The 25,770-nt window shown below is 61.8% G+C and carries 24 protein-coding genes; 5 read left to right on the top strand and 19 right to left on the bottom strand.

The genetic code is table 11. The features are described 5' to 3' along the window. Positions 1–25 precede the first annotated feature (25 nt). On the top strand, positions 26–1,108 hold the full coding sequence (apbC, locus tag IPI01_09725; protein MBK7258063.1) for an iron-sulfur cluster carrier protein ApbC: 1,083 nt from the start codon (positions 26–28) through the stop codon (positions 1,106–1,108). Between the two features lie 10 nt (positions 1,109–1,118). Beyond that, the gene (locus tag IPI01_09720) at positions 1,119–1,352 is read left to right on the top strand and encodes a NifU family protein (GenBank protein MBK7258062.1); all 234 of its coding nucleotides are present in this window, start codon (positions 1,119–1,121) and stop codon (positions 1,350–1,352) included. A gap of 70 nt (positions 1,353–1,422) precedes the next feature. On the opposite strand, the gene ftsE is transcribed toward IPI01_09720, so the two are convergent. The 13 genes from ftsE to IPI01_09655 all read right to left on the bottom strand — a co-directional run bounded on the left by ftsE (position 1,423) and on the right by IPI01_09655 (position 13,545). Beyond that, a complete protein-coding gene (gene ftsE / locus IPI01_09715; protein ID MBK7258061.1) occupies positions 1,423–2,091 on the bottom strand; it encodes a cell division ATP-binding protein FtsE in 669 nt (222 codons plus the stop codon). Continuing rightward, positions 2,088–3,107, bottom strand: coding sequence for a 4-hydroxythreonine-4-phosphate dehydrogenase PdxA (gene pdxA, locus IPI01_09710; protein ID MBK7258060.1), 1,020 nt, complete (start codon positions 3,105–3,107; stop codon positions 2,088–2,090). Before pdxA ends, ftsE begins: the two co-directional genes overlap by 4 nt. After that, positions 3,104–4,471: a GWxTD domain-containing protein gene (locus IPI01_09705; protein ID MBK7258059.1), complete on the bottom strand. Its 1,368-nt coding sequence runs from the start codon at positions 4,469–4,471 to the stop codon at positions 3,104–3,106. Before IPI01_09705 ends, pdxA begins: the two co-directional genes overlap by 4 nt. A gap of 9 nt (positions 4,472–4,480) precedes the next feature. Continuing rightward, a complete protein-coding gene (locus IPI01_09700; protein ID MBK7258058.1) occupies positions 4,481–6,004 on the bottom strand; it encodes a leucyl aminopeptidase in 1,524 nt (507 codons plus the stop codon). Beyond that, complete coding sequence (locus IPI01_09695; GenBank protein ID MBK7258057.1) at positions 6,001–6,999, bottom strand: bifunctional oligoribonuclease/PAP phosphatase NrnA; 999 nt, start codon at positions 6,997–6,999, stop codon at positions 6,001–6,003. Before IPI01_09695 ends, IPI01_09700 begins: the two co-directional genes overlap by 4 nt. Positions 7,000–7,078: 79 nt before the next feature. Continuing rightward, positions 7,079–8,101, bottom strand: a complete 1,023-nt coding sequence (locus IPI01_09690; protein MBK7258056.1) for a 2-oxoacid:ferredoxin oxidoreductase subunit beta — start codon at positions 8,099–8,101, stop codon at positions 7,079–7,081. Next, on the bottom strand, positions 8,094–9,941 hold the full coding sequence (locus IPI01_09685; protein ID MBK7258055.1) for a 2-oxoacid:acceptor oxidoreductase subunit alpha: 1,848 nt from the start codon (positions 9,939–9,941) through the stop codon (positions 8,094–8,096). Before IPI01_09685 ends, IPI01_09690 begins: the two co-directional genes overlap by 8 nt. A gap of 51 nt (positions 9,942–9,992) precedes the next feature. After that, complete coding sequence (locus IPI01_09680) at positions 9,993–10,436, bottom strand: 50S ribosomal protein L9 (GenBank protein ID MBK7258054.1); 444 nt, start codon at positions 10,434–10,436, stop codon at positions 9,993–9,995. A 25-nt stretch (positions 10,437–10,461) separates the two neighbouring features. After that, positions 10,462–10,725, bottom strand: coding sequence for a 30S ribosomal protein S18 (locus tag IPI01_09675; protein ID MBK7258053.1), 264 nt, complete (start codon positions 10,723–10,725; stop codon positions 10,462–10,464). 30 nt (positions 10,726–10,755) lie between these two features. Continuing rightward, the gene (gene rpsF, locus IPI01_09670; protein MBK7258052.1) at positions 10,756–11,196 is read right to left on the bottom strand and encodes a 30S ribosomal protein S6; all 441 of its coding nucleotides are present in this window, start codon (positions 11,194–11,196) and stop codon (positions 10,756–10,758) included. Positions 11,197–11,285: 89 nt separating this feature from the next. Further along, positions 11,286–11,864, bottom strand: coding sequence for an aminoacyl-tRNA hydrolase (locus IPI01_09665; GenBank protein MBK7258051.1), 579 nt, complete (start codon positions 11,862–11,864; stop codon positions 11,286–11,288). 30 nt (positions 11,865–11,894) lie between these two features. Then, positions 11,895–12,572 carry a 50S ribosomal protein L25 gene (locus tag IPI01_09660; GenBank protein MBK7258050.1) on the bottom strand — a complete coding sequence of 226 codons (678 nt, stop codon included), beginning with the start codon at positions 12,570–12,572 and terminating at the stop codon, positions 11,895–11,897. Positions 12,573–12,606: 34 nt separating this feature from the next. Beyond that, positions 12,607–13,545 carry a ribose-phosphate pyrophosphokinase gene (locus tag IPI01_09655; protein MBK7258049.1) on the bottom strand — a complete coding sequence of 313 codons (939 nt, stop codon included), beginning with the start codon at positions 13,543–13,545 and terminating at the stop codon, positions 12,607–12,609. Between the two features lie 151 nt (positions 13,546–13,696). Here IPI01_09655 and IPI01_09650 point away from each other — a divergent pair, with 151 nt between their 5' ends. Continuing rightward, positions 13,697–14,272, top strand: coding sequence for a biotin transporter BioY (locus IPI01_09650; protein MBK7258048.1), 576 nt, complete (start codon positions 13,697–13,699; stop codon positions 14,270–14,272). Positions 14,273–14,335: 63 nt separating this feature from the next. Here the strand turns inward: IPI01_09650 and IPI01_09645 are convergent, their stop codons facing one another. From IPI01_09645 to IPI01_09620, 6 genes are all read right to left on the bottom strand, one after another. Next, positions 14,336–14,986, bottom strand: a complete 651-nt coding sequence (locus tag IPI01_09645) for a RecX family transcriptional regulator (protein MBK7258047.1) — start codon at positions 14,984–14,986, stop codon at positions 14,336–14,338. Positions 14,987–14,998: 12 nt separating this feature from the next. Further along, the gene (gene recA / locus IPI01_09640) at positions 14,999–16,114 is read right to left on the bottom strand and encodes a recombinase RecA (protein ID MBK7258046.1); all 1,116 of its coding nucleotides are present in this window, start codon (positions 16,112–16,114) and stop codon (positions 14,999–15,001) included. 175 nt (positions 16,115–16,289) lie between these two features. Further along, the gene (locus tag IPI01_09635; GenBank protein MBK7258045.1) at positions 16,290–16,745 is read right to left on the bottom strand and encodes a hypothetical protein; all 456 of its coding nucleotides are present in this window, start codon (positions 16,743–16,745) and stop codon (positions 16,290–16,292) included. 107 nt (positions 16,746–16,852) lie between these two features. Then, positions 16,853–17,479 (bottom strand): T9SS type A sorting domain-containing protein, encoded by a 627-nt coding sequence (locus tag IPI01_09630; GenBank protein ID MBK7258044.1) that lies wholly within the window; start codon positions 17,477–17,479, stop codon positions 16,853–16,855. Positions 17,480–17,726: 247 nt separating this feature from the next. Beyond that, positions 17,727–18,179, bottom strand: a complete 453-nt coding sequence (locus IPI01_09625; GenBank protein ID MBK7258043.1) for a hypothetical protein — start codon at positions 18,177–18,179, stop codon at positions 17,727–17,729. 321 nt (positions 18,180–18,500) lie between these two features. Next, on the bottom strand, positions 18,501–21,323 hold the full coding sequence (locus IPI01_09620) for an FAD-binding oxidoreductase (protein ID MBK7258042.1): 2,823 nt from the start codon (positions 21,321–21,323) through the stop codon (positions 18,501–18,503). Between the two features lie 194 nt (positions 21,324–21,517). On the opposite strand from IPI01_09620, the gene IPI01_09615 reads away from it, so the two are divergent. Both IPI01_09615 and IPI01_09610 read left to right on the top strand, forming a co-directional pair. Then, a complete protein-coding gene (locus IPI01_09615; GenBank protein ID MBK7258041.1) occupies positions 21,518–24,016 on the top strand; it encodes a TonB-dependent receptor in 2,499 nt (832 codons plus the stop codon). A gap of 85 nt (positions 24,017–24,101) precedes the next feature. Further along, positions 24,102–25,697 (top strand): hypothetical protein, encoded by a 1,596-nt coding sequence (locus tag IPI01_09610; GenBank protein MBK7258040.1) that lies wholly within the window; start codon positions 24,102–24,104, stop codon positions 25,695–25,697. The last annotated feature ends 73 nt before the right edge of the window (positions 25,698–25,770 follow it).

The raw sequence follows: 25,770 nt of genomic DNA, 5'->3' as shown, positions 1-25,770 counted from the left end.
CATTGATAAGGAATAAGTTCCCGGTATGAGCATCACCAAAGAACGCATTCTGGAAGCCCTCCGGGTTGTCCGCGATCCGGACCTCCACAAGGATATTGTATCCCTCGGGTTCGTCAAAGATGTCGCCATCAACGGCACGGATGTGCGCGTCACGATCGAACTCACGACGCCCGCCTGCCCCGTCCGCGACGACCTGAAGAACGCCGCAGCACAAGCGATCCGCCAGGCATGGCCGGAAGCCGGCGCGGTGGACGTGGAGATGACGTCGCGTGTGACCGAGCACGGGCAGAAGAAGACCGACATCCTCCCGGGCGTGAAGAACACGATCGCAGTGGCATCAGGCAAAGGAGGCGTCGGGAAATCGACGGTCTCCGTGAACCTTGCCGTGGCCCTCGCACAGACAGGCGCGAAGGTGGGGCTCGTGGACGCTGATATCTATGGCCCGAGTATCCCGCTGATGATGGGGTTGAGCGGCAGGCCGACCATGCGCAACCAGAAATTGCTGCCCATGGAGAATCACGGCGTGAAGGTGATGTCCATCGGGTTCCTCGTGGACCCGATGCAGGCGGTGATCTGGCGCGGCCCGATGGTCAGCGGTGCGGTGAAGCAGTTTCTCACGGATGTGGAGTGGGGCGATCTGGATTACCTGGTGATCGATCTTCCTCCCGGAACCGGCGATATCCAGTTGACGCTGGTGCAGACCATCCCGCTCACGGGCGCGGTGATCGTGACGACGCCGCAGGATATCTCGCTCGCCGACGCGCGCAAGGGTTTTGTGATGTTCGAGAAGGTCCAGGTGCCGGTCCTCGGCCTGATCGAGAATATGAGCTACTTCATCTGCAGCCACTGCGGCCAGCGCGAAGAGATATTCGACAACGGCGGCGGGCGCCGCGCAGCAGAGGAACTTGGCATCCCGTTCCTGGGAGATATCCCGATCGTGACGAATATCCGTCGGAGCGGCGATAACGGCACACCGATCGTCCTCGACAAGGACCCGCATGGTCCGGCACCGACGATCCAGCGTATCGCCCGCAACATGGCGGCGCAGGTGAGCATTCGCAATGCGGCGCGGGCCGAAGGCCCGGATGTCGAGATCTCACTCTCCTGAGGGGGAACCGATGAGCGAACCGATCGAACAGCGCATTCAGATCGCACTGGACAAGGTGCGGCCATATCTGCAGGAGGACGGGGGGGATGTGGAGTTGGTGCGGATGCGCGATGACGGCATCCTCGAGGTGTCGTTGACCGGCACCTGCAAGCGCTGTCCGATGAGTCTCATGACGCTCCGGGCGGGCGTGGAACGGGCGGTCATGAAAGACATCCCCGAGATCAGACGGGTCGAAACCGTCTGAGAGGAAAGCAAGAAGCGCCGCCCCCAACCCGGGGGCGGCGCTTCCGTGTGGAGCACGCCGATCGACGCCTTCAGCTTGTCCGCAATTCCACGTCGTACACCTTCCCCTCGCGGACCTGCAGGATCCGTTCGTTCATCCGGCGGACCAGCTCATAGTTGTGCGTCGCCATGACCACCGCCGTCCCACGCGTGTTGATGTCCTTCAAGAGCTGCAGGATGTCGCGCGAGGTCGTCGGATCCAGGTTCCCCGTGGGTTCGTCCGCAAGCAGGAAGTGCGGATTGTTCACGAGTGCCCGTGCGATCACCACACGCTGCTGCTCGCCGCCGGAGATCTCCGCCGGGAGTTTGTTGCGCTGATGACTCAGGCCGACGCTGGCCAGCGACTGCAGGACCCGCTTCTTGATCTCGTTCCCTTTGACCCCTGTGACGTGCAGGGTGAAGGCGACATTCTCATACACGGTCCGGTCGTCGAACAGCCGGTAATCCTGAAAGATGATGCCGAGCGTGCGCCGGAGGTGGGGCGTGGCGCTCTTGCTGATCGATGAGGAAATGTACTTGCCGACCACCACGGTGCCGCTCGTAGGTTTGAGGTCCATGTACATCAATTTCAGCAATGTGCTCTTCCCTGAACCGGTCTGGCCGACCAGGAACACGAAATCCCCGGGTTTGATCTCGAAGCTCACATTCTCCAGGATGGCGTGTGTGCCGTAACGGAAGCCGACATCGGTGAACCGGATCATGGACGTGCGCTCCTTCGTGCGTGGCGTCGTCGGTTAAGTGCGATGGTGACGGCGAGGCGGATGGCCTCCTGCATGCTGGAGGCATCCGCGATGCCGCGCCCGGCAAGCGGGAAGGCGGTGCCATGATCCGGCGACGTCCGTACGAGCGGCAGCCCGGCGGTGACGTTCACGGCGTGGTTGCCTGACGACATTTTGAGCGGGATCAATCCCTGGTCATGGTACATGGCGACCACGGCATCGTAGACCCCCGGCGCATAGCGGGCAAAGAAGCCATCGGCGGGGAAGGGGCCATCAACGAGCATTCCTTCCTTCCGGAGCACTTCGAGTGCCGGGAGGATCTGACGCTGTTCCTCCGTGCCGATGTCGCCACCCTCCCCGGCATGGGGGTTCAAGCCGAGCACCGCGATCCGGGGCCGCCTGATGCCCCAATCGCGGACAAGGGCGGTGTGCACGATGCGTGTCTGCTTCATGACACGCCGTTCCGTGACGAGGGAAGGGACGCGGCTCAGCGGTTCGTGGATCGTGACAAGGCCGACGCGCAGATGCGGGGCAACGAGCATCATCGCAACCTCCTCCGAACCGGAAAGCTCCTGCAACATCTCCGTCTGTCCCGGTGCCTTGATGCCCGCAAGATGCATCGCCTGTTTGGAGACGGGCGCGGTAACGATCGCATCCACGAATCCTCCGAGGGCAAGCCGGGCAGCGGAAGTGATCGCCGCCGCGGCTGCAGCGCCCGCGACATGCGACAGGTGGCCCGGCCGGATGGCGCCCTCCGGGACATCCGACGATTCGACGAACCAGATCCCCTGCCGTGCAACATCCTGCTCGCCTTTCCATTCCCTGAGCGGGAGCTGCCTCCTGAGGGTCCGGCCGTAATACTCGAACACCGACGACGGCCCCACCAGGACGGGAATGCACAGTGCACGGATGCGCGGCTGGACGATGCTGCGAAGGAGAACCTCAGGACCTATCCCGTTGCAGTCCCCTACGGTCATGGCAACAAGCGGTAACTTCATTTCTGTGACACCGCGAGTTTGTATGTCCCGTTGCGGCGTTCATCCACGAAGGTGAATGTCCGCTTCGTCTTCTCGTACGTCCACGTCTCGGTGAAGCCCACGGACGGATTCAACGTGCGGTCCACGCGCGTCGGCTGGCCATTCAGGATATAGATGCGTCCCCGGTCGGACCTGATGCCGTCCGGTTCCTGCATGGTGCCGTAGGCCGTGCGGACATGGTCCACGCGCCGGTAGAACTCGGTCATCGCTTCGTTGTGGATCGTCCCGGGTGTGGGATCGCGCTGAGCCCAGAACCGCTCGAGCGCATCCCGCCGTTCATTGAAGCCGCCGCTCTGCATGGAGTCCAGCGATGCCTCCGCCGCGATGAGTCGGAGAGCGTCGATCGCCGTGTCGATGTTCTTGAGCGACCGTGGCATGCCGGGCCAGACATTCCGGAAGGTCAATGTCGTCGTCGATTTCCCCGCTCCTGCGCGCGCATGGAGGGTCAGAGAATAGGTCCGCAGTGGCAGGTGAGCGGTCTGCAACGGGATGGCCACGTAGCCGCTGCGGGATCCCGTGTCGGCGATGAATGCGTAGGATGCCATCCCGGGTTCCTGGGAGGCCCGGAGTGAGTATCCCCGGAGGACAGGCAGGATGCACGCGGAATCCGATGCAAGTGGCGGTCCGGGGTGGCCTTCGCGTTCAAGGACCCCGATACGGTAGTCCACGGAGACCGTGGTTGTGGTGTCGTCGGGCATCGACACCGCCACCAGCAACTGGCGGGCTGCACCGAAGAGGATATCGTTGCCGAAATTATCCGGAACGATACGGGCGGTCAGCAGGTCGGTGACGGGTGTGATGGCGGCGACGGGGAAGAGCGTGAGTGCTTTGGGATCCGGCAGGGTGGCTCTGACCGTGCTGCTCGGAGCGCGGTGCACATACCGCCGATCCGATTGCCTGTCCGTTGCCTCGAAGAAAACCTGATACGATCCGGGTGGTACGCTGAAGGATGCCGTGCCTTCATACCACACCGGTTCGCCGGGATCGGACTCTGCCACCGCATCGGGAATGCTGATCTGTTCGATCTTCCTGCTCGCCGATGTTGATGCCGAGTCGAACAACTCGATCAGGATCTCGCCCGACCGGAGGAACGGTTTCGCCGTGCTGGTGTCGGTGGTTCGTATCGCAACGAAGAACCCGCGGTCGATCCTGTAGCGGATATCGATGCGGGCACGCGTTGCGGCAGTGTCCGGCCATGTCGCCACATCAAGGAAGACGAATTGCGATGGCTGCTCCTCGGGAGGGCGCTGAGGCTGTGCACTCCCCGTATGCAGGGTGGTCAGAGCAAGGAACGATAGGGCAATGATGCGGAGCGACATGCGCATTCCCTCGTGTCAATAATGACGGAGATAATCGGTCAACAGGCGGACGCCAACGCCCGAACCGCCACGGGGAGTGTACGGGCCGGATTCTTCCAGGATAGCGGTCCCGGCGATGTCCAGATGCACCCATGGCATCGTGCCGACGAACTGCTTCAGGAAGAACGCCGCGGTGATCGCCCCACCCCAGCGGCCCCCAACGTTCTTGACATCGGCGATCTCGCTCTTGATGAGCTTCTCATATTCATCGAAGAGCGGCAATTCCCAGACGCGCTCATAGGTGCGGTCGCCTGCCGTGCGGAGAGCGTCCTTCACGCGCGCCGAGGTGCCAAGCATGCCGGTCGCCACGTGGCCAAGCGCAACAACCACCGCGCCGGTGAGCGTCGCAAGGTCGATCAGCGATGCGGGCTTATAGCGGGCCGACCAGGACAGGGCATCGGCAAGGATCAACCGTCCTTCGGCGTCGGTGTTGTCCACCTCCGAAGTCTTTCCACTGTGATGGCGGATGATGTCGCCGGGTTTGAGCGCGTTCCCACCCGGCAGATTCTCTGCTGCGGGAACGATCCCGATGACATGCACGGGCAGACGCAGCGCGGCTGCGGCCTGCATCGTACCGATCACCGCCGCTGCCCCGGACATGTCCATCTTCATCTCGGCCATATTGGCGGAGGGCTTGATCGAAATACCACCCGAGTCGAATGTGACACCCTTGCCGACCAGCACGACAGGTCCGCCCGGGCGGCGTGCACGCGCGGGCCTGTGCTCCATGATGATGAAGCGGGGAGGGTTATGGCTGCCGCGGGCGACGCCGAGGAGTCCGCCCATTTTCTCTTTGGCGATACGCTTCTCGTCGAAGACCGTGACACGGAATCCATGGCGGCGGCCGGCTTCACGGGCCCGGTGCGCCAGGGTCGCCGGATAGATCTCGTTCCCGGGAGCATTCTCTAGATCGCGTGCGAGGAATGTCGCGTCGCTCACCGCCTTTGCGATACGTACTCCCTCACGGTATCCGGCAAGACGCTTCTCCGCGCCGATGAGCAGGACGCACGACCGGACACCGGCGAAGTCTGACGCCTTCTTCGTCCTGTATTTGTCGAACCTGTAGCCGGCGAGCATAGCGCCTTCGGCGAGCGCCAGGGCGAGGTCTTCCAGGGACGATCCGGCAGGGGAGAGCGACGCGATGGGCGCCGATGCAGGATCGGGTTCTTCGATGGCGATCGTCGTTGCGAATGCCTTCTGCGCGGCATGGACCGCGGCCGCCGCGACACGCCGTGCCGGTTCAAGGCCGAATGTCGTGCTATTGCCGGCGCCGAGCAGGGCGATCGACCGGGCTTTGCCTCCAGGAGAGGGGATCACCAGCGTCTGTCCTGCAGCGCCGGTGAATGCGCCATGCGTTGCCGGAGCCGGCAGACTGCCGCAGAGTTCGCGGAGGCGGCTCATCTGAGCGGCAAACAACGCCTTGTCCTCGAACACGATGAGTGCGGTGAGCTCCGCGGTGGAGCGGGTGAAGGTGCCCTGTGCAACGGTGACAGTGATCATGCCTGTGATGCCGGTTTGTGGTCGAGATACTTTTCTGCTGCTGCAAGGACCTTCGGCAGGAGTTCCTGGATACGGACGCCGGCCACGCGTGCCCCCGAGGCATTCTTGTGTCCGTTCCCGCCGAACTCACGTGCAAGGAGGTTCACGGGGACCTCGCCGTGGGAGCGGAAACTCATCTTGGTCCCTTCCGGGATCTCCACGAACACGATGCCCAGTTCCACGCCTCGGATGCTCATCGGATAGCTCGTGAAGTTATCGGTGTCCTCTTCGGTGGTCCCCGTCGCCGCGAGCATAGCGCGCGTGATGGCAACGGATGCGACGCGGTCGTTGCCCGTGAGCGTCAGGGAGGAGAGCGTTTCACCGAGGAGCCGGATACGTCCGGTCGTCCAGCGGTTGTAGATCTCATTGTAGATCTCCACGGGATCCGCGCCGGCCTCGAGCAAATGCGCCACGATGCGGTGGACCGCGGGGTCGGTGCGCGGGAAGCGGAATGATCCCGTATCCGTCATGATCGCGCAGTACAGCGCGCGGGCGCAGGCCGCGGGCATGGCACGATCATGCTCGCAGTCCAGCAGCCGGTAGAGCAACTCGCCGGTCGACGTTGCATCGGAGTCGATGAAGTAGTGGTTCGCGAACGTGCCGGGGTCAAGATGATGGTCGATGCAGATCTTCAGCGCCGGACTCCTGGTGAACGCGTCCGCCATCTGCCGCGTCCGGTCGGGGTGGTTCGCGTCCACAAGAATGATCACGTCGGCGTTGGCGAGCATGGGGTCATGCGTGTGCGGGTCGTACGTCCGCACGGCGGTGCCGTCCGGGTCCAGGAAGCGGTACACGGCCGGAGTGTCGCTGCAATTGATGATGGTCACGTCCTTGCCGCGCGTCGTGAGCCAGGAGGCGAGAGCGAGTTCCGACCCGAGCGCGTCACCGTCGGGGTTGACGTGCGTGGTCAGGACGAACCTGTCGTAAGCGAGCAAAAGCGGTATCAGGGGTTCCATCTGAGCCAATATAGGGATTTCGGCAGAAACAGAAAAGGGAGGCAGCGCCTCCCTTTCTGATGTGTTCGGACCGCTGCGGTCACTGAATGACCCAGGTCTCATCGCCTTCGAGCAGTTTCTGCAGGTCGCCTTCGCCGCGCTTACTCTTTGCTTTGGCGATCTGCTGGACCATCATGCTTTCGTAGGTCGGCCTCTCCAGTGCTGTGAACACGCCCATCGGGCGGGGAAGTTCCGGATCGTGGATCATGTTCGCCAGGATGAAGGCCAGGGTGCCGTCCTTCTCGTTGTGCACGAGAAGGTCGTTCACCGAGTACGTGCCGTCCGTGACCGAGACGACCTCGGGGGTGAATCCGTTCAGGCGAACGCCCTTTTCCTTGCTCTTGCCGAACACGAGCGGTTTGCCATGCTCGAGGTACACCACGTGGTCATCGCGGGTCTCCTTTTCCGTGAATTGGAAGAAGGCGCCATCGTTGAACACGCTGCAATTCTGATAGATCTCGATGAACGACGAGCCCTGATGGTTCTCGGCGCGCCGGACCATCTCCTGCAGGTGTTTCGGATCGCGGTCCATCGTGCGGGCCACGAGCGTCGCACCGGCACCGAGCGCAAGGGAGACCGGGATGAACGGGGGATCGATCACGCCCATAGGGGTCGACTTGGTGACCTGTCCCATCTGCGACGTCGGGGAGAACTGCCCTTTGGTGAGGCCGTAGATCTGGTTGTTGAACAGGAGGACCTTGATCCCGATGTTCCTGCGGAGCATGTGGATCATGTGGTTGCCGCCGATGCTCAGTCCGTCACCGTCACCCGTGGCGACCCACACATCCAGCTTCGGGTTCGCGAGCTTCACGCCCGAGGCGATGGCCGGTGCGCGTCCGTGGATGCCGTGGAGCCCGTAGATGTCCATGTAGTACGGGAACCGGCTCGAGCACCCGATGCCGGAGATGGCAACGAAGTTCTCTTTCGGATGGTTGAATTCGGGGAACACGCGCTGCACCTGAGCGAGGATCGAATAGTCCCCGCAGCCCGGGCACCAGCGCACATCCTGGTCCGATTGGAAATCCTTGATCGTCATTTTTGCTGTCGCCGTCGTCTCAGCCATTGGTCTTCCCTCCGAGAATTTCTTCGATCGTGTTCTCGATCTCTTCCGCACGCAAAGGCAGCCCCTTGATCATATTGAAACCGATGGCCGGGATGAGGTACTTCGCCCGGATCAGCGTGATCAGTTGGCCATTGTTGATCTCAGGGATGAGGACATGCTTGAACCGCCCGAGGACCTCACCCAGGTTCTTCGGGAACGGATGGATGTAGCGCAGGTGGGCCTGGGAGACCTTGAGGCCTTCGGCGCGTGCAGCATCCACGGCGCTCTTGATCGCGCCATAGGTACTGCCCCAGCCGAGCACGAGCAGGTCGCCCTGCGGTTCGCCTTCGACCTTCTGGTCGGGGATGTCATTCGCGATGCCGTCGATCTTCGCCGCACGCTTCTTGATCATCACATGATGATTGTCGGGATCGTAGGAGATGTTCCCGGTGATGTCCGCCTTCTCGAGTCCGCCGATGCGATGCTCGAGTCCGGGCGTTCCGGGGATCGCCCACGGACGGGCAAGGGTCTCCGGATCGCGGGAGTAGGGCTGGAACGTCTTCGGGTCGCTCGCGAACGTGACCGGGATCTCTTTCAGTTCGCTGACCTTCGGGATGCGCCACGGCTCTGCACCGTTGCCCAGGTAACCGTCCGTGAGGGCGATGACCGGGGTCATATACTTGATCGCGATACGGGCTGCTTCATAGGCCACCTCGAAGCAGTCGGCAGGCGTCGAGGCCGAGATGACGCACATCGGCGCTTCGCCGTTGCGTCCGACCACCGCCTGGAGCAGGTCCGCCTGCTCGGTCTTGGTCGGGAGCCCGGTGCTCGGGCCGCCGCGCTGAACGTTGATGATGACCAGCGGGAGCTCGAGGATCACCGCCAGGCCCATCGCTTCGGTCTTCAATGCGAGGCCGGGGCCGCTCGTGGTGGTCGCCGCGAGAGCGCCGGCGTACGCCGCGCCGATGGCCGATGTGATGGCCGCGATCTCGTCCTCGGCCTGGAACGTCTTCACGCCGAACTCTTTGAACTTCGCGAGCTCGTGGAGGATGTCGCTGGCCGGGGTGATGGGATAGCTGCCCAGGAAGAGTTCGAGGTTCGCCTTCTTCGCCGCGGCGATGAGGCCGAGTGCAGCGGCCACGTTCCCCATGATGTTCCGGTATTTGCCGGGAGGGAGGTGGGCGGCTTTGACATCGTAGCGGGTGGTGAAGACCTCGGTGGTATCGCCGTAGTTGTAGCCGGCCTTCAGCACACGGACGTTGGCTTCCGCGATCTCGGCGTCCTTCTTGCCGAACTTCTCCTGGATGAACTTCACCGAGCCGTCGATGGGCCGGTTGTACATCCAGTACATCAGGCCGAGCGCGAAGAAATTCTTGGTCTTGTCGACCATGCGCGTGGAGATGTTCATGTCGGCCAGGGCGTTGGCGGTCATCTTGGTGATCGCCACGCGGTGGACGTTGAACCGTGCCAGGGAGCCATCCTCGAGCGGATTCGTGCTGAGGTTGGCGAGCTTGAGGTTCTTGTCGTTGAATGCATCCTCGTTCACGATGATCGTGCCGCCATCGCGGAGGATCTTCACATTGGTGACAAGAGCAGCGGGGTTCATCGCGACGAGCACATCAGCGGTGTCGCCGGGCGTGAGGATATCGGTGCTGCCGAACTTGATCTGGAACCCGCTGACACCGTATTTGGTGCCAGCGGGAGCCCGGATCTCAGCGGGGTAATCGGGGAAAGTGGCCAGGTCCGCACCGAGGGCGGCCACAGTGTTGGTGAACTGCGTTCCCGTCAGCTGCATGCCATCGCCGGAGTCCCCGGCGAAGCGAATCGTGACTTCTTCAAGGGTCTTGAGCTGTTTGGCCATACATCTCCCGGCAGAAAAGAACTGTGAATAGTGGAAAAGAAGGGTGGCGCCTTACTCGGCGACCACCCACACCTTCACCTTCCCTACAACATTTGCATGCAGCTTTACGTTCACCGTGTAAATGCCGAGCGCTTTGATGGGTTCTTCCAGATCGATGATGCGCTTGTCGATCGTGAGCCCCTGCTCCTTCATGGCGTCTGCCAGCATCTGGGAGGTGACGGAGCCGAAGAGTTTCTCGTCTTCGCCGACCTTCATCTTGATGGTGAGGGACACCTTGTCGAGAGTGGCGGCGAGCTTTTCGCTCTCCTTCATCTCTTTGGCGGAGCGGCGCTCGGCCTGCTTCTTCTCCTCCTCCAGGGCGTGCATGCTGCCCGCTGTTGCCGGGTAGGCGATGCCGCGGGGGATGAGGTAATTCCGGGCGTAACCGTCCTTCACTTCCGTGAGGGTGCCGATCGACCCGAGTTTCTCGTGTTCCTTGCGCAGAATGACTTTCATGGTCGTGCCTTTATCGAGTACGGGATCAGCGGATTGCGTCAGAGACGAACGGGAGCAGGGCAAGATGGCGTGCCCGCTTGATGGCGCTCACGAGCTGGCGCTGGTGCTTGGCGCAGGTGCCGGTGATGCGCTTGGGGATGATCTTTCCCTGTTCGGTGACGAAGCGCTGGAGCCGCTTCTCGTCCTTGTAATCGATGTAAATATCTTTCGCGTCGCAGAAACGGCAGGTGCGCTTTTTGCGCGGCGTCTGATTGTCCCGGTCGCGCCGGGGACGGCGTGGTGTGAACACTGGTTATTCTCCTTGGTCAGTTCGTCAGGGTCAGGCGTTCTTGGGCTCTTCGGTGAAGAGCGGTTCGCGTCCGCTCGCCGGCGCAGCTGCAGGTGCAGGTGCTGCGACCGGTGCGGCGGCGGGCTCCACGACCGGTGCTGCAGCGAGGGCGGCCGCACGGGCGGCAAGGGCCTTCTTCTCGAGCACCAGCGTGAGGTTCCTCAGGATCATCTCGTCGAGCGTGTATGCGCGCTCGAGATGGGCGAGGACCGTGCCGGGCGCGTCGAACTCCAGGTTCACGTAGAACCCGTTCGTGCGCTTGTTGATAGGATACGCCAGACGCTTGCGGCCCCACTTATTGACCGCCTTGATCGCTCCGCCGTTCTTGGTGATCGTCTCCTGCACGCGTGCAACGACGGCTTCAACCTGCGCGTCGTCGAGCGAGGCGTTGACGATGAACGTCGTCTCGTACGTACGATTGGTGCTGCTCATGAATGTACCTCCCTGTGGACGGATACCGAAACCCGACCCTCCGCATCATGCCGTGCGGCAGGCGGAGAGTAGAGGGGTTCTGAAGTGAGTTATGTGGTTCTGTTGTATTGTGTCATCGTGCGGTCTATCCCGCTGTGAACAAAAGACTCTGTAGCATCCGCGGCCCGGCCGACCATGGCCGCAACCGCCTTTTCTTCCTCCGGAGCGAAAGGGGAGAGGACGAATGTTGCCGGGTCCTCACCCGCGAACGGCTCCGTGGTCCCGATCCCGCACCGCAGACGCGGGATCCCGTTGTCGCCCAGGTGATATATGACCGAGGCGATACCGTTGTGCCCGCCGTCGCTGCCGCTCTTGCGCAGGCGGAGCGTACCCAGCGGCAGGGCAAAATCATCCGCGATCACCAGGATGTGCTCCGGGCCGAGCGTCAGCTCCTCTGCCACTTCCCGGACCGCGACGCCGCTGTTGTTCATGTACGTCGTCGGAGCGATCAGCACCACATCCGTTGCGCCGCGCCGGCATCCGGCACGGAAATACTCTCCACGCCCTTCACGCAGGGAACAGGACCACCGCCTGCAGAGTTCGTCCAGAACCATGAACCCCACATTGTGCCTGGTGTTCCGGTAGGCCCGGCCATGGTTGCCGAGTCCCACCACGAGCAGTCGTTCCACGTTCTCCCCGCGCAGGGGCTACGATCCGGACTACTTCTTCTTCTCGTCCGCGGCGCCTTCGCCATCCTCGGGCTTCTTGCCCTTGGTGACCACTTCGGGCTCGGCTGCGGCTGCCGTTGCTGCGGCGGCTTCTTCCGCGGTCGGTTCCGCTTCCTTGGTCACGTTCGGCGGCATGCAGCCGACGATCGCGGTCTCGAGCGCTTCCATGATCGTGACGTTCGGCAGATCCAGATCGCGCACGTGCACGAAGTCGTTGATGTCCATGGCACCCACATTGATCTCGATCTTCGTCGGGATGTCCTTCGGCAGACAGGAGATCTTCAGCTTGTGGATGAAGTGCTGCATCATGCCGCCGTCACGCACGCCCTTCGGAATGCCGCCGGTAAGCACGACCGGGATCTCGAGGGACAGCTTTTCGTTCTCCTTCAGCCCCTGCAGGTCGAAATGGACCGGCTTGTCGCTGATGGGATCGAACTGCACGTCCTTCAGGATCGCCTTGCGGGCGGCGCCATCCGGGAACCGGAGGTCGATGACGTGGGTCTCGGACGTGAAGACCAGCTTGTCAAGCACCTTCGACGGCATCTGGAGAACGATGTTCTCCTCGCCGCGCGCATAGTACACGCCGGGGATCTTCCCCTCTTTCATCGCGTACTTCGCATGGCTCTTGGTGTTGGTCCGGATTTCCGCGTTGACAACGAACTCTGACATTGTGTGATTCTCCTCGTTACATCACTGCGCTGAATTAACTTTTGTCGACATCAAACAGGGAACTGATGGACTCATGGTTGAACGACCGGCGGACGGCTTCGCCGAATATCGTCGATACCGTCTCGACCGCGATCTTCGGTGACTCGACGATCAACGGCAACGTGTCGGTCACGAGCAGCGTTACGAGACGCGACGCGTTGATCCTCTCGATCGCCTGGCCGGAAAGCACGGCATGCGTGCAGGCGGCATACACGGACTCCGCGCCGGCGTTCCGCAGGGCTTCCACAGCATTGACCAGGGTGCCCGCCGTGTCGACCAGGTCGTCCACGATCAGGATGTTCTTTCCCTCGACTTCGCCGATGATGTTCATCACCTCGGCAACATTCTGGCGCGGACGGCGTTTGTCGATGACGACCAGGTCCGCCTCCAGGCGCTTCGCATACGCGCGCGCCATCTTCATCCCGCCGACATCCGGTGACGCAATGGCGAGGTTCGGGATGTCCTTCGTCTTGAAATATTTCACCAGCAACGCCGAACTGTACAGGTGGTCCACCGGGATATCGAAGAAGCCCTGCAACTGCGGCGCGTGGAGATCCATCGTGATGACCCTGTCCGCTCCCGCTCCCGTGAGGAGGTTCGCGATCAGTTTCGCCGTGATGGAGACCCGCGGCTGGTCCTTTCGGTCCTGACGTGCATACCCGAAGTAGGGGATGACGACCGTGACCTTGCGTGCCGATGCCCGCTTGGCTGCATCGGTCATGATCAACAGCTCCATCAGGTTCTCAGCGGGGGGATTCGTGGACTGCACGATGTAGACATCCGCACCGCGGATGTTCTCACCGTACTTCACCCACAATTCACCATCACTGAATGACCTGATCTCGCAATCCCCCAGCGGCACGCCGATGGAGTCGGCGATCTTCTGGGCGAGGGGTCGGTTGGAACGCCCCCCGAATACCTTCAAAATGGGCATGGGGCTCGGCACGTGATTGTGTAAGCTTACAAAGATAAAGAAAAGACAAATCTTATGCAAGACGAATGTCCCCGAAAACGGTAGGAATTGACTTTGGAGTGGATTCTGGCTATCTTGAAGAGATTCGTTCATCAACTTCGCGGAGATGCCAATGACCTCGGGCGTCAGAACCCTCGACAGACCCTGGAATATCGCAGACCGGTCGCTGCTCGTTCAAACCCTCTGGATCACCGGTTTTGCGGTCGCTACGGCGATCGGTGCCCGGTTTGAGATCCCCCACCAGCCTGTTCCGTTCACGCTGCAGACCATGGTGGTCTTGCTGGCAGGTGCCTTTTTGGGCCCCCGGAATGGTGCTCTCAGCCAGTTGCTCTACCTCGGCGCCGGTGCCCTCGGGCTTCCGGTGTATGCCGGCGGAGCCCTCGGATTCATGCACTTGATCGGGCCGACGGGAGGCTATCTCCTTGCATTCCCGGCCGCCGCCGCGGTTGCCGGCTACCTGGTCACGCTTCGCCGCTCGCTGCCATGGACGGTCCTGTCGATGTTCGCGGGCCTGCTCGTGATCTTCAGCTCCGGCACGCTCCATCTGTATGCCTTCTACATCCGGAACTTCGCGTCGGCGTTTGCCGCAGGATTCCTGATCTTCAGCTGGTGGGATATGCTGAAACTGGGCGCGGCGAGCATGATCTACTTCGAGATCGCGAAGAGGTACTCGCGGGTGGGAAATTAAGAACTAAGAATTCTTCGTTCTTCATTCTTAATGAAAAAGCCGGACGTTCGTCCGGCTTTTTCATTAAGCGTCATCTTCGGGGAGGTCGAGCTTCTTCAGTACGCGGGTGATGATCGTCCATGCATACCCGCGGCGGGCGAGCATTGCGGCCGCGAGGCGGCGCCGCTTCCGGGGATCATCCGCGCTCCCGCGGCCGGCACTGCGGGCGAGGTACTTCCGGGTAACGGCAAGGGCAATATCATCGACATCCACCGCGCCGAGTTCTTCGCGGATGGCATCATCCACCGTGGCGCGTTCAATGCCGAAGATCAGGAGTTTCTGCCGGAGCTGGATCTCGCCGAGAGGGCGGAGGATGAGGGTGTTGCGGATGTAGGTGCGGGCGAATTCCGCATCGTTCACGAGTCCGGCTGTACGCAGGCCGGCAAGCACCCGCGCAATGTCGGCATCCGCATATTCCTTCTCGCGGAGCCGGTCCCGGAGTTCGCGTTCCGCCCGCGGCCGCCGCGCCAGGAGGCGCATGGCGGCTGCACGGGTCTGAAACAATCCTTCTTCTGATTGGAGTGCGCTCAGCCGTTCGGGAGTGAGTTCGTCGCCCACCCTCAACGCGGCACGCAACAACGTCTCTTTGCTGATGCCGACGGCGAATTCGCCGTCGGCATACACATTGACCCTGTCGCGCCGCTTCTGCTGTGTCTCGATCCGCGTGATGCGCACGGGAGTCGGGGGTTACTTCTTCTTCGGCGGTTCCACCTTCGGGGCGACCTTCGCCTCGGGAGCGGCCTTGACTTCGGCATCCGCCTTCGGCTGCGGTTTCGCATCCGGGGCGGCTTTGGGAGCGGCGCCGACCGGCAGGCCGAGCTTCTCGCGCGTCTCCCTGTCGATGGTCTGCGTGATCTTCTCGTTCTCCAGAAGATACTTCTTCACAGCATCGCGGCCCTGACCGATCCGGTCTTCCTTGTAGGAGAACCAGGAGCCTGCTTTGTTGATAATGTTCAGCTCCACCGCCGTGTCCACCAGATCGCCGAGACGGGAGATCCCCTCATTATAGAGGATATCGAACTGCGCTTCGCGGAAGGGCGGGGCGACCTTGTTCTTGACCACCTTCACGCGGGTCCGGTTGCCGATGATGCTTGTGCCATCCTTGATGGCCTCAATGCGGCGGACGTCCAGGCGGACCGTCGCGTAGAACTTGAGCGCGTTGCCGCCGGTGGTGGTCTCGGGATTGCCGAACATCACGCCGATCTTCATGCGGAGCTGATTGGTGAAGATGACGGAGGTCTTGGACTTGCTGATGGCCGAGGTAAGTTTGCGCAGTGCCTGCGACATCAGGCGGGCCTGCACGCCCATGCTCGGGTCGCCCATCTCGCCTTCGATCTCCGCGCGCGGGGTCAGGGCCGCAACGGAGTCGATCACGATCACATCCAGCGCGCCGCTGCGCACAAGGGTCTCCACGATCTCCAGTGCCTGCTCACCGAATTCCGGCTGCGAGAGGAGAAGGTTGTTCGTATCCACGCCCAGCTTCTTGGCGTAGTTCATGTCGAGCGCATGCTCGGCATCCACGAACGCACAGATCCCGCCCGTACGCTGGGCTTCGGCGATGACATGGAGACAGAGGGTCGTCTTGCCGGAGGATTCCGGGCCGAAGACCTCGATCACGCGGCCGCGGGGGATACCGCCGATGCCGAGTGCGGCATCGAGCGAGATGGAACTGGTGGAGATCACCTCCACCTTCAGGATGGGCCCTTCGCCGAGCTTCATCACGGCACCCTTGCCGTGCTGCTTCTCGATCTGGTCGATCGCGATCTTCAGTGCCGCTGCTTTGGCTTCTCTCTCATCTGCCATGTGTCTCTCCCATGTGTACTTGTAATACCTGTTGGGTCTGCAATTTCCGATGGACGACGGCCTGGTTCAGGGGGCGGTACCGAGCATGCAACGCGCGGCAACGGTATACACCGATCCGCTGGGTCGGAGCTCACTGCTGACGAGCAGAACTTCATGGATCTGAACCGGCGGGCAGTCAAAGGTAACGGTTTCCAGAGTGCCAATCAACTCCCGTATGCCGCGCGTCCCCTTCACCCTGCCGAGGGTGACATGCGGACTGAAGGCCCGCCGTTCCTTCTCGAATCCGAATCCCGCGGTGAGGCCATCGATGGCTGCCGCCAGACGGGCGAGCTCCTTTTCCCGGTCCCGGATCCCCGCCCAGATGATACGCGGCTCCCCGCGCTCCGGAAATACCCCGAGCGCTCCATACGCAATGGCAACGGGCCGGGTTGCGCGCGTGAGTGTGCAGGGCAGCGGTGATCGGTGCGACCTTCTCTGACGGTGTGTCGCCGAGGAACTTCAGTGTGCAGTGGAGCTTGTCGTCCGGCTCCCACCTCACATCTGCGTGGACCGTGCGGAGTTCGTTCCGCGCGGCGATCATGGGCGTGAGTACCGGTGGGGGCGTGTCGATGGCGATGAAGAGCCGGGGCATGTGGCCTCGCGTGGTTGGAACTCAGTTCACGCTCAAAGGTACGAAATAAAAAACGGGGTTCCGCATCTCGCGGAACCCCGTCGGTCAGCCTTCGCAGGAAGGGCTGCTTACTTTACCAGCATCATGCTCTTCATTGCAGAGAAGTTGCCGGCCTTCAGGGCGTAGAAGTACGCGCCGCTGGGGAGGTTGATGGCGTTGAACATGACATGGTGCACGCCGGCGACAAATTCGCCGTTGGCGAGCGTGGCGACCTCGCGGCCGAGCATGTCATAGACCTTCAGGCTCACCGTGCCGGCCTTGGCCAGCGAGAACTGGATGTCGGTGGACGGGTTGAAGGGGTTCGGGTAGTTCTGGCTCAGGCCATAAGTGGCCGGGGTCTCGGAGGTGACCGCCGTGACGTACTCGACCTTCACCGGCTCGGAGTAGTTGATCTTGCCGTCGAGGTCGACCTGGCGCAGGCGATAGTACCACACGCCCGGCGTCACGGTGTTGTCCGTGAAGCTGTAGCTCTGCGGTTCGAGGGTGGTGGCATGGCCGGCGATGAAGGAATTCGGGACCTCAACGAACGACGAGGTGCCATCCAGCTTGCGCTCGACGTAGAAGCCGAAGTTGTTCACTTCGCTGATGGTGCTCCAGGAGAGCTGCACATCATCCGACACGCGGATCGCGGCGAAGGAGGCGAGCTGGACGGGCAGCGGGATCTCCCAGGCGGTGGTGACGCGGAGGCCATCAATGGTGAGGGTTGGCGCAGCGCTGGCGCTGCCCTGACGGAGCGTCACGCTCTTCAATTCGACGGCGTCGCCCTTCGTGGCGATGGTGTAGGGGCCGACCCGGCGATCCGGGTTCGTCCGGGCAGCAGAGAACCGGCGAACACATACGTCGAAAGAATGTCATCGCCTGTGCCCGACTGGAATGAGTACTTTGTCACAACAACGTACGTCGTGTTGAGCGAGAGGACAGTGCTGCCCTATTGAATCGTCTCTACTCTGGAGTGCTGGATGACTTGGTGAGGCCGAGTACGTACCCGGAACCTGACGCCTTGATGTACGTACGGGAGGTCATCGCTGTTTGCGAGTTTGGCGACATGGCGAGGAAGTAGTCGCCAGTCTGCGCGGCGGCAGACACATTGATCATGGCCCACAGATACACATCGCCGCTGGTGATCGTCGTGTTGAATTCCTTGTAGCGATCCTGGCCGGTGGTGAGGATTGCGCAGGCATTGCCGATGCCACTCGGGCCATAGCCCGTAAACGTCAGGCTCGGCGCTACGACCGTGAACGGATTGACATCGCTTGGCGTGGATGTCATGAGCCAGCCATGGCTACCGAGCAGATCGCCAGCTGTGTAGTCAAAGTCCTCCTCGAATGCGAACTGCGCGAACGCTGGCATGCTCAGCAGGGCAATACCAAGAAGTAGCAAACCGATTTTCTTCATTGAGGTGTCTCCGGGTTGTGGTGGTGTATTAGGGTGCAATTCAACAACATCGCGCAGTTGTGCGCTGATTCTAAGATCAATGCCAGGAATGCCTTTGGAAAAGAGCGAACGCGTGTCAGGTGTAGCTGCGAAGAATTGCTGCCGGTGCCGGTGGTGCGGTGGTCAGCGTGACTCTGGGGATTGATTGAATATACCTACAGCATGGGGCGAATGTCAATAGAACATACCCCGATTTCTTGCCGCATGTGGAGACATCGGTAACAAAAGTTGCGCCCTGGTGTGACGCACGTCATTGCTTTGCAATGATGTGTATCGCTCAGCTCAAGATCGTGTAGCTTTTTCCACGAGATACAGGATCGACCGGTACGATATGCCGCTGTGCTCGGACAATCCTATCTCGCACGTCCGGCTGGTGGAATATCCTCCTTCGCATCCTTCCGGGATCGCATCGCGCAAACGCGACAATGCCGCCGCGTTCAACTCCGGCACCGTGAAGCCGCGGTCTCCCGCCCAACCACAACATCCCACTCCATGCGGCACGATGACGCGCTCTGCACATTTCTCCGCGACCGCCTTCAGTCCACCCGCCAGCCCCATCTTCTCTGCACTGCAGGTCGTGTGTACGGCAACGGTGATGGGAAGCCTGTGGAACGCGAGCCGCGGGGCCGCATGATCGAGTACGAACTGCACAGGATCGAGCAGCGGGAGCGACGATGTGAACGCTTCCTTCATTCTATACAGGCACGGACTCATGTCGACGAGGACCGGCAGCGTGCCGTTGCGCGATGCCTTCACCAAGGCCGCCTCGAGTTCATGTGCCCGTGCATCGCCCTGCGCCTTGAACCCCTTGCTCGCGAACGGCATGCCGCAACACAGCGTGTCCATCTTCTCCGGATAGATGACGTCGAACCCGGCACGATGCAGAAGTTCCACCGCCACGCCCGTGAGCGAACGATCATCGCCGTCGCCCTTCGCCGGCCCCATGGACCTGTTGATGCAGCTCGGGAAGTAGACCACCGCCGGAGCTTCGTTGCCGCGCGCCACCGTCGCCGGCACAGGATCAGCCCCCCGGGGCATGGAGGGGCTCCACAAGGGTATTCTGTTGCCGGAGATCCGCCGGAGCGCGCCGGCAATGAACTGCATCGCCGGGGTTCCCAGGATACTGTGGGCAACGTTCACGAGCCCGAGGCCGGCACGCATGGCCATGGTCACCGTGGCCATGTTGTTGGACAGCAACGTTGCGATGCTCTCCGCTGTCGGCGTGTGCCCGTGCGCCCTGAGGTCCTTCACCAGCTTTCCTGTGTCGATGCCCACCGGACAACTCGTCGCGCAAAGGCCGTCGGTGGCGCAGGTACTATCGCCGTCGTAGGCGAATGCCTCGCGCAATGTCGCCAGCCGCTTCGGGTCCTCCCGCGTGGTGCGGAGCCGGCTCAACTCGCGCACGGCGACGATGCGCTGCCGTGGCGTGAGGGTGAGCGTGCGGGACGGGCAATGCACCTCGCAGAATCCGCATTCGATGCATTTGTCAATGATCTCGTTGGCCGCAGGCATCGGCTTGAGGTCCTTGATGTGCGCCTGCGGATCGGGGTTGAGGATCACGCCGGGGTTCAGGAGCCCTTCCGGGTCGAAGATCGACTTGATCTCCTTCATCAGCGCGTAGGCGTCGGCCCCCCATTCGAGCTCGACGAACGGAGCCATGTTGCGGCCGGTACCATGCTCGGCCTTCAATGCGCCGTCGTACTTCTTCACGACCATGGTCGTGATGTCATCCATGAACGCACGGTACCGCGCCACCTCGGATGCCGTCGAGAATTCCTGGGTGAACACGAAGTGCAGATTCCCTTCGAGCGCGTGCCCGAAGATGATCGCCTCGTCGTACCCGTGCTTGCGGAACAACGCCTGAAGGTCCAGCGTGGCCTCGGCAAGACGGGGGAGCGGGAACGCGACATCCTCGATGATCACCGTGGTCCCCGTCGCACGCATGGCGCCGACCGACGGGAAGAGTCCCTTACGGATGTTCCACAACTGATTGAATTCCGCGGGCACGGAGGTGAATGTGACCGGGAGTGTCTTCGGCAGGTGGTCCAGCGCCCGGGTGATGCTGTCGATCTGCGACGCAAGGGATCCTGCCTGCGGGGCGCGGGTCTCGACCAGCAAGGCGGCACATTGCTCGTCCAGCGTCTTCAGGTACGGCGGCATGCCCGCTTTGTTCTCCACGGAGCGGAGCGATGCACGGTCCATCAACTCGACCGCATCCACGGTGGTCTCTTTGAGCACCGTGACGGCCTCACATGCGGTCGCGATGTCGGGGAAGATCAGGAGCGCGCTGGCTTTGTGCGGATGCTCCGGCACGGTGTGGTACGTCACTTCGGCGATGAACCCCAGCGTTCCTTCGGACCCGATCATGAGATGCTGGATGATGTCGATCGGATCGGTGAAGTCCACGAGGGCGTTCAGGCTGTACCCGGTGGTGTTCTTCATCTTGAATTTGTGGCGGATGCGTTCCGCGAGCACCCCATGGGCGTGCACGCGCGCAGCGAGCGCCGAGATCCGCTCCACCATCGGGGTGTGCGAGGTGAGGAATGCGGTACGGCTCTCCTGCGATCCGGTATCCAGTACCTTGCCATCGGCGAGGATGATCCTCATCCCGGCAAGTGTGCGGTAGCTGTTCTGTGCCGTCCCGCAGCACATGCCGCTTGCATTGTTCGCAGCAATGCCGCCGATCTTCGCGGAGTTGATCGATGCCGGATCCGGGCCGATCTTCCTGCCGTAGGGTGCAAGGAAGATGTTGGCATGCGATCCGACGATCCCCGGCTGCAGCCTGATCTCCGTTGCGCCTTCATTGATCTTCCATGTGCTCCAGCCATCGCCGAGAACGAGCAGGATGGAATCGGAGACTGCCTGCCCCGAGAGGCTCGTGCCCGCTGCACGGAACGTGACGGGCAGGTGGAACCGCCGCGCCTCGGCGAGCACCGTGATGACCTCGGCCTCGTTCTGCACGGTAATGACCAATTTCGGGATCAGCCGGTAGAAACTGGCATCGGTGCCGTATGCCAACGTCCGCAACTCATCATGGAAAATGCGCGTAGTAGGTATCGGGCCGGCAATGGCCCGATGGAATGCAGCGTATGTGCCGGTCAGCATCGTGGTCTTTCAGGTGGGAAATCCACTCAATATAGAGAAAAATACCGAAATGTGGAACTCTTGTACCCCGTCGGAGGCGTGCCGACAACATCACACCGGAATGAACGTCTTAAGAGAAGCAGGATGAGACGGGGGCTACGGAACTGACTCATCGCCGCGTTCTGTTCTCTTTATATACGATCCGGGGTCTATTCATGCGATTCAGTGCTTTTCTTCTTTTGAGCTTTCTTTTCGTCAGCGCAGCCATTGCCCAGGTCCGCCCGGGGGTGATCCGCGGGTCTGTCACCATCGAAAACGACGGCCCGGCTGCCGGCGCCAATGTGATCGTGCAGGATACCCGACTCGGCGCGGCTGTCGATGCGCAGGGCGCATTCCTCATCGCCGGCGTCCCCGCGGGCGAGTACGCTCTCGCCGTCCGCCTGGTCGGCTACGATCAGAAGGAGCCGGCCACGGTCCGCGTTACCGCGGGCGACACTACCGTTGTTCGTCTCGTTCTCCGGCAAGCTGCGATCGAGATGAACCCCGTCGTCATCACGGGCAGCCGACGCCAGTCCGCGGAGGATGTCCGCCCGAGCGTTACCACCCTCACTCCACGCGAATCCAAGATCCTTCCGGGCGCAGCCGAGGACGTCCTCCGTTCACTTCAGGCCCTTCCCGGTGTGACGAGCGTGTCGGATTTTTCGTCGCAGCTGGTGGTGCGCGGCTCGGGGCCCGACCAGAACCTGATCCTGATCGATGACTTCGAAGTGCTGAACCCGTACCGGCTGTACGGGTTCGTGTCGATGTTCAATCCCGAGACCGTGAGTGATATCACCCTTCAGACCGGAGGCTTCGGTGCGCAGTACGGCGACCGGCTCTCCGCTGTCCTGGATGTGAAGAACCGCGAGGGGCGGTCGGATGTCCTCCTCGGCGGAAAGGTGAATACCAGCCTGACGAATATGAACGTGATCCTCGAGGGCGGAATACCCGGTACTCCCGGCTCCTTTCTGTTCTCCGCACGCCGGACGTACTATGATCTCATCCTCGGCCCGGTCCTCAAGTCCGCCAAACTGGTGGAAGGCGATGTGGCGCTGCCGAACTTCCGCGACCTGCAGGGGAAGATCGTGATGCCGCTGGGCGGGACGCACAAATTGCTGTTCAATGTCTTCACTTCGCGCGATGGCGTGGAGCTGGTCTCGGGGAGCGAACGCGACAGGCCGGACAGCGTGAACATGACCGATGTCTCCAACAACACGCTGGTTGGCCTCGCCTGGCAGTTCAATCCGGCGAAGGAAGTCATCGCCCAGACGCGCGTGTCATGGTACAGCAACAAGGGGACCGGATCATTCGCCGGGACGTTCGTGGACCCCTCGCAGAACAGCGGCGAGCTTGCACGTGCCGATACGTTCGGTATCCGCTTCATGTCCTTCGGACTTGACTACGACTACATCTATCAGAAATTTTCCATCGGACAGCGGTTCCAGTATTCCGCGGGCGCACACGCGTGGGAGGCGGGGTTCGGGTTCGACCGGCTGCGGACGGATTTCATACGGTTCTTTCAGTTGGATCCGGCGTTCAAGCAGTTCCTGATGTCGCGCGGCCTGCAGGTGCCGTCCGATGCCACCGAGACGCTCTGGTACAACAGGTACAATGTGTATGTGCAGGACCGCATCGCGGTCGGCGACAGGCTGTTCATCCAGCCGGGGTTGCGCCTGGATGTGTATCCATCCCTGCGCGAACGCGTGGCGCTCTCCCCGCGCGTGAACATCTCGTACAAGCTGGATGAGATCTCCACGTTGCGTGCGGCCTACGGGCATTTCTCGCAATCGCCCGGCATGGAGAAGCAGGATATGCGGAACCGGTTCGTCTTCAGCGAGGGGACCCTCGCTGCCATGGTGCCGGAGCACGCTCATCATTATGTCCTTGGCTACGACCGCATGCTTTCGGCCGAATGGCAGTTCAAGGCCGAAGGCTACTTCAAGTCATTCGACGAGATCATAGAACCGCAGAAGCTCGCCGGCTCGACGTGGCTGGTGCAGCGCACGGGCAGTGACGTCTTCCGCCGCGAGGGGTGGACCTCCCCCGTGCGTATGGTGTCCGATTCACTGACCAGTACGCCGGTGAACGACGGGACGGGCCACTCGTATGGCTTTGAGTTGATGGTGCAGAAGATCCGCTCCGCGCCCGAGGATGTGTTCACGGGGTGGATCAGCTATGCGCTGTCCGTGGCGGAACGCGAGCGGGACGGCATCGTGTCGCCATTCCTCTTCGACCAGCGCCATGCGATGAACATCGTGGGGAACTACCGGTTCGCTGCATCGTGGGATGTTGGTGCACGATTCACGCTGCGGTCGGGGCGTCCGTTCGTACGCGCCCTCGGGGTGAAGCCCCGCGTCGTGATCCAGAAAGTGAACGGCGCCGATGTCCCCGTCGTCCAGGTGGATACGCAGGGGAAGGTGATCCTGGATGTCGATTACGAGCGCCAAACCCTGACCGGTCGGCTCAACCTGTACCACGCGCTCGATCTGCGCATCACCACGTACCCGGATTGGTGGGGGCTTCAATGGTCGGTCTACCTGGACATTCAGAACGTGTACAATCGGTCGAACCAGCAACAGATCCGCTATTTCATCGACGACAAGGGCGGGTTGCAGGAACGGCCGGTGAATGGCATCCCGATCTTCCCGTCGCTCGGGCTGAGCATTGCCTGGTAGCTGTCCTGTGATTGCTTTTGCCAGCGGCAGGCAGTAGATTGAGCCAACCAGAACCCACTGATCCGCTGACCTCGGGGTATCCACCGTGAGCTCGTTGCCGGGCACGACAGGAAGTGCGCGCACCCTTGGCATTGTTCTTCTCCTTCTGATCGTCCTGCCGCTGATCTTCTACTCCGCGTTCGAGATCGCGTCCCTCTCGGAAGGGGAGGAACTCATGCGCGAGATCTACCGGCGGCAATTGGATGCCATCCTCTTCTCTCTGAACCAGCACGCCTGGGATGTGAGCTCTTCCTGGGCGACCCAATTGGATCAGTCCATCGGCTCTCCGGCGATCCTTCCCGACTCCGGGATCACACGGTTCCTCGAGCGCACGCCAACGCTGGATGCGGTGGTGGAAATGGATTCAAGCGCACGGAACGTCCGGAACACCCTCGGGCCCGGGGGGGATGCGACCCCCGTGTCCAACGATGAGATCGTTGCGCGTACGGACACCGCCCGCGCGCGCCTGGATGCTCTCCTGCGTTTCCGGCGGCTGGACTATCGCAAGCTTGAACCGTTCGTCCTGTCGAATGCGCGGACGGGGGATGGCCGCATCATGATCCTCTTCGCGCGTTCTCTGGCGAGCGGTGGCGATGGATTCGTCGGTCTGGTGTTCCAGGAACGCCGCTTCATTGACCGCGTGATCGGCCCGAAGATCGCGGACGTGGCATCCGGCGAATTCCTGGTCGCCGTCTACCGCCGCGGTCAGGACACTGCCGTGATCGCCTCCGGGCCGGTCCCCGCGGGAACGCAGTTCCAGAGGCGCGATCTCTGGCTCTTTCCCGGTTATGAGATCGGCATCCGTCTGCTGGGCGCGACGGTCGAAGAAGCCGTGCGCACCCGGTTCAAACGGAATCTCCTGTTGATCGTCGCGCTCGACCTCATCCTCCTCGGTGGTGCGATCCTCATCTACCGGAACGTCCGCGCACAGATGGAATTCGCACGGCTCAAATCGACGTTCGTGTCCAATGTTTCCCATGAACTCCGCACACCTCTTGCCCTCATCCGCATGTACGCCGAGACCCTGGAAATGGGGCGGTTGAAGGATGAACGGAAGAAGCAGGAGTACTACGAGACGATCCTTCGTGAGACCGACCGCTTGAGTCATCTCGTGAATACCATCCTCAACTTTTCGCGGATGGAAGCCGGGAAACGGCCGTACAAGATGAAGGAGACCGACCTCACGGAGTTGGCCCGTGGGGTCCTGGAAACGTACCGCCTGCACTGTGAGCAGCATGGCATTCAGCCCGTGGTTGAACTTGCGGACGCTCCGGTGCTCGTTCAGGTGGACCCGGATGCGATCACCGAAGCCATCATCAATCTGGTGGACAATGCCATCAAGTACGGTGGGACGGCGAAACACTGCGCGATCCGGACGCGTCTGCGGCCGGATGCCGCCGTTCTGGAGGTCGAAGACCACGGGATCGGCATCGCTCTGGAACACCAGAAGAAGATCTTCGATGTGTTCTACCGTGTGCCCGCGGGACTGGTGCATGAGACCAAAGGCAGCGGGCTCGGGCTCTCGCTGGTCCGACACATCATGAACGCGCACAACGGATCCGTGGATGTGGAGAGCGAACCGGGAAAGGGAAGCACGTTCCGTCTTGTCTTCCCGCGTTCATCAGGGCCCACACCATCGTGACCATGGCGCAGGTCCGATGGGATCGTGATCAATGAACATCAGGATGCGCGGCAGCATGAAGGCTGCGCTCTGA

The organism is Ignavibacteriota bacterium, from assembly GCA_016707525.1.
GTDB lineage: Bacteria > Bacteroidota > Ignavibacteria > UBA10030 > UBA6906 > JAGDMK01.
The sequence above is the reverse complement of the archived record's forward strand: the minus strand, read 5'-3'. Positions and strand labels throughout refer to the sequence as shown.

Coding starts and splice junctions, on each gene's coding strand:
- IPI01_09700 (MBK7258058.1), bottom strand. CDS start 6,004: ATGATCACTGTCACCGTTGCACAGGGCACCTTCACCCGCTCCACCGCG.
- pdxA (MBK7258060.1), bottom strand. CDS start 3,107: ATGAAGTTACCGCTTGTTGCCATGACCGTAGGGGACTGCAACGGGATA.
- IPI01_09690 (MBK7258056.1), bottom strand. CDS start 8,101: ATGGCTGAGACGACGGCGACAGCAAAAATGACGATCAAGGATTTCCAA.
- IPI01_09705 (MBK7258059.1), bottom strand. CDS start 4,471: ATGCGCATGTCGCTCCGCATCATTGCCCTATCGTTCCTTGCTCTGACC.
- IPI01_09680 (MBK7258054.1), bottom strand. CDS start 10,436: ATGAAAGTCATTCTGCGCAAGGAACACGAGAAACTCGGGTCGATCGGC.
- IPI01_09635 (MBK7258045.1), bottom strand. CDS start 16,745: ATGCCCCGGCTCTTCATCGCCATCGACACGCCCCCACCGGTACTCACG.
- ftsE (MBK7258061.1), bottom strand. CDS start 2,091: ATGATCCGGTTCACCGATGTCGGCTTCCGTTACGGCACACACGCCATC.
- IPI01_09695 (MBK7258057.1), bottom strand. CDS start 6,999: ATGGAACCCCTGATACCGCTTTTGCTCGCTTACGACAGGTTCGTCCTG.
- IPI01_09685 (MBK7258055.1), bottom strand. CDS start 9,941: ATGGCCAAACAGCTCAAGACCCTTGAAGAAGTCACGATTCGCTTCGCC.
- IPI01_09655 (MBK7258049.1), bottom strand. CDS start 13,545: ATGCCCATTTTGAAGGTATTCGGGGGGCGTTCCAACCGACCCCTCGCC.
- IPI01_09615 (MBK7258041.1), top strand. CDS start 21,518: ATGCGATTCAGTGCTTTTCTTCTTTTGAGCTTTCTTTTCGTCAGCGCA.
- recA (MBK7258046.1), bottom strand. CDS start 16,114: ATGGCAGATGAGAGAGAAGCCAAAGCAGCGGCACTGAAGATCGCGATC.
- IPI01_09720 (MBK7258062.1), top strand. CDS start 1,119: ATGAGCGAACCGATCGAACAGCGCATTCAGATCGCACTGGACAAGGTG.
- rpsF (MBK7258052.1), bottom strand. CDS start 11,196: ATGAGCAGCACCAATCGTACGTACGAGACGACGTTCATCGTCAACGCC.
- IPI01_09660 (MBK7258050.1), bottom strand. CDS start 12,572: ATGTCAGAGTTCGTTGTCAACGCGGAAATCCGGACCAACACCAAGAGC.
- IPI01_09650 (MBK7258048.1), top strand. CDS start 13,697: ATGACCTCGGGCGTCAGAACCCTCGACAGACCCTGGAATATCGCAGAC.
- apbC (MBK7258063.1), top strand. CDS start 26: ATGAGCATCACCAAAGAACGCATTCTGGAAGCCCTCCGGGTTGTCCGC.
- IPI01_09620 (MBK7258042.1), bottom strand. CDS start 21,323: ATGCTGACCGGCACATACGCTGCATTCCATCGGGCCATTGCCGGCCCG.
- IPI01_09625 (MBK7258043.1), bottom strand. CDS start 18,179: ATGAAGAAAATCGGTTTGCTACTTCTTGGTATTGCCCTGCTGAGCATG.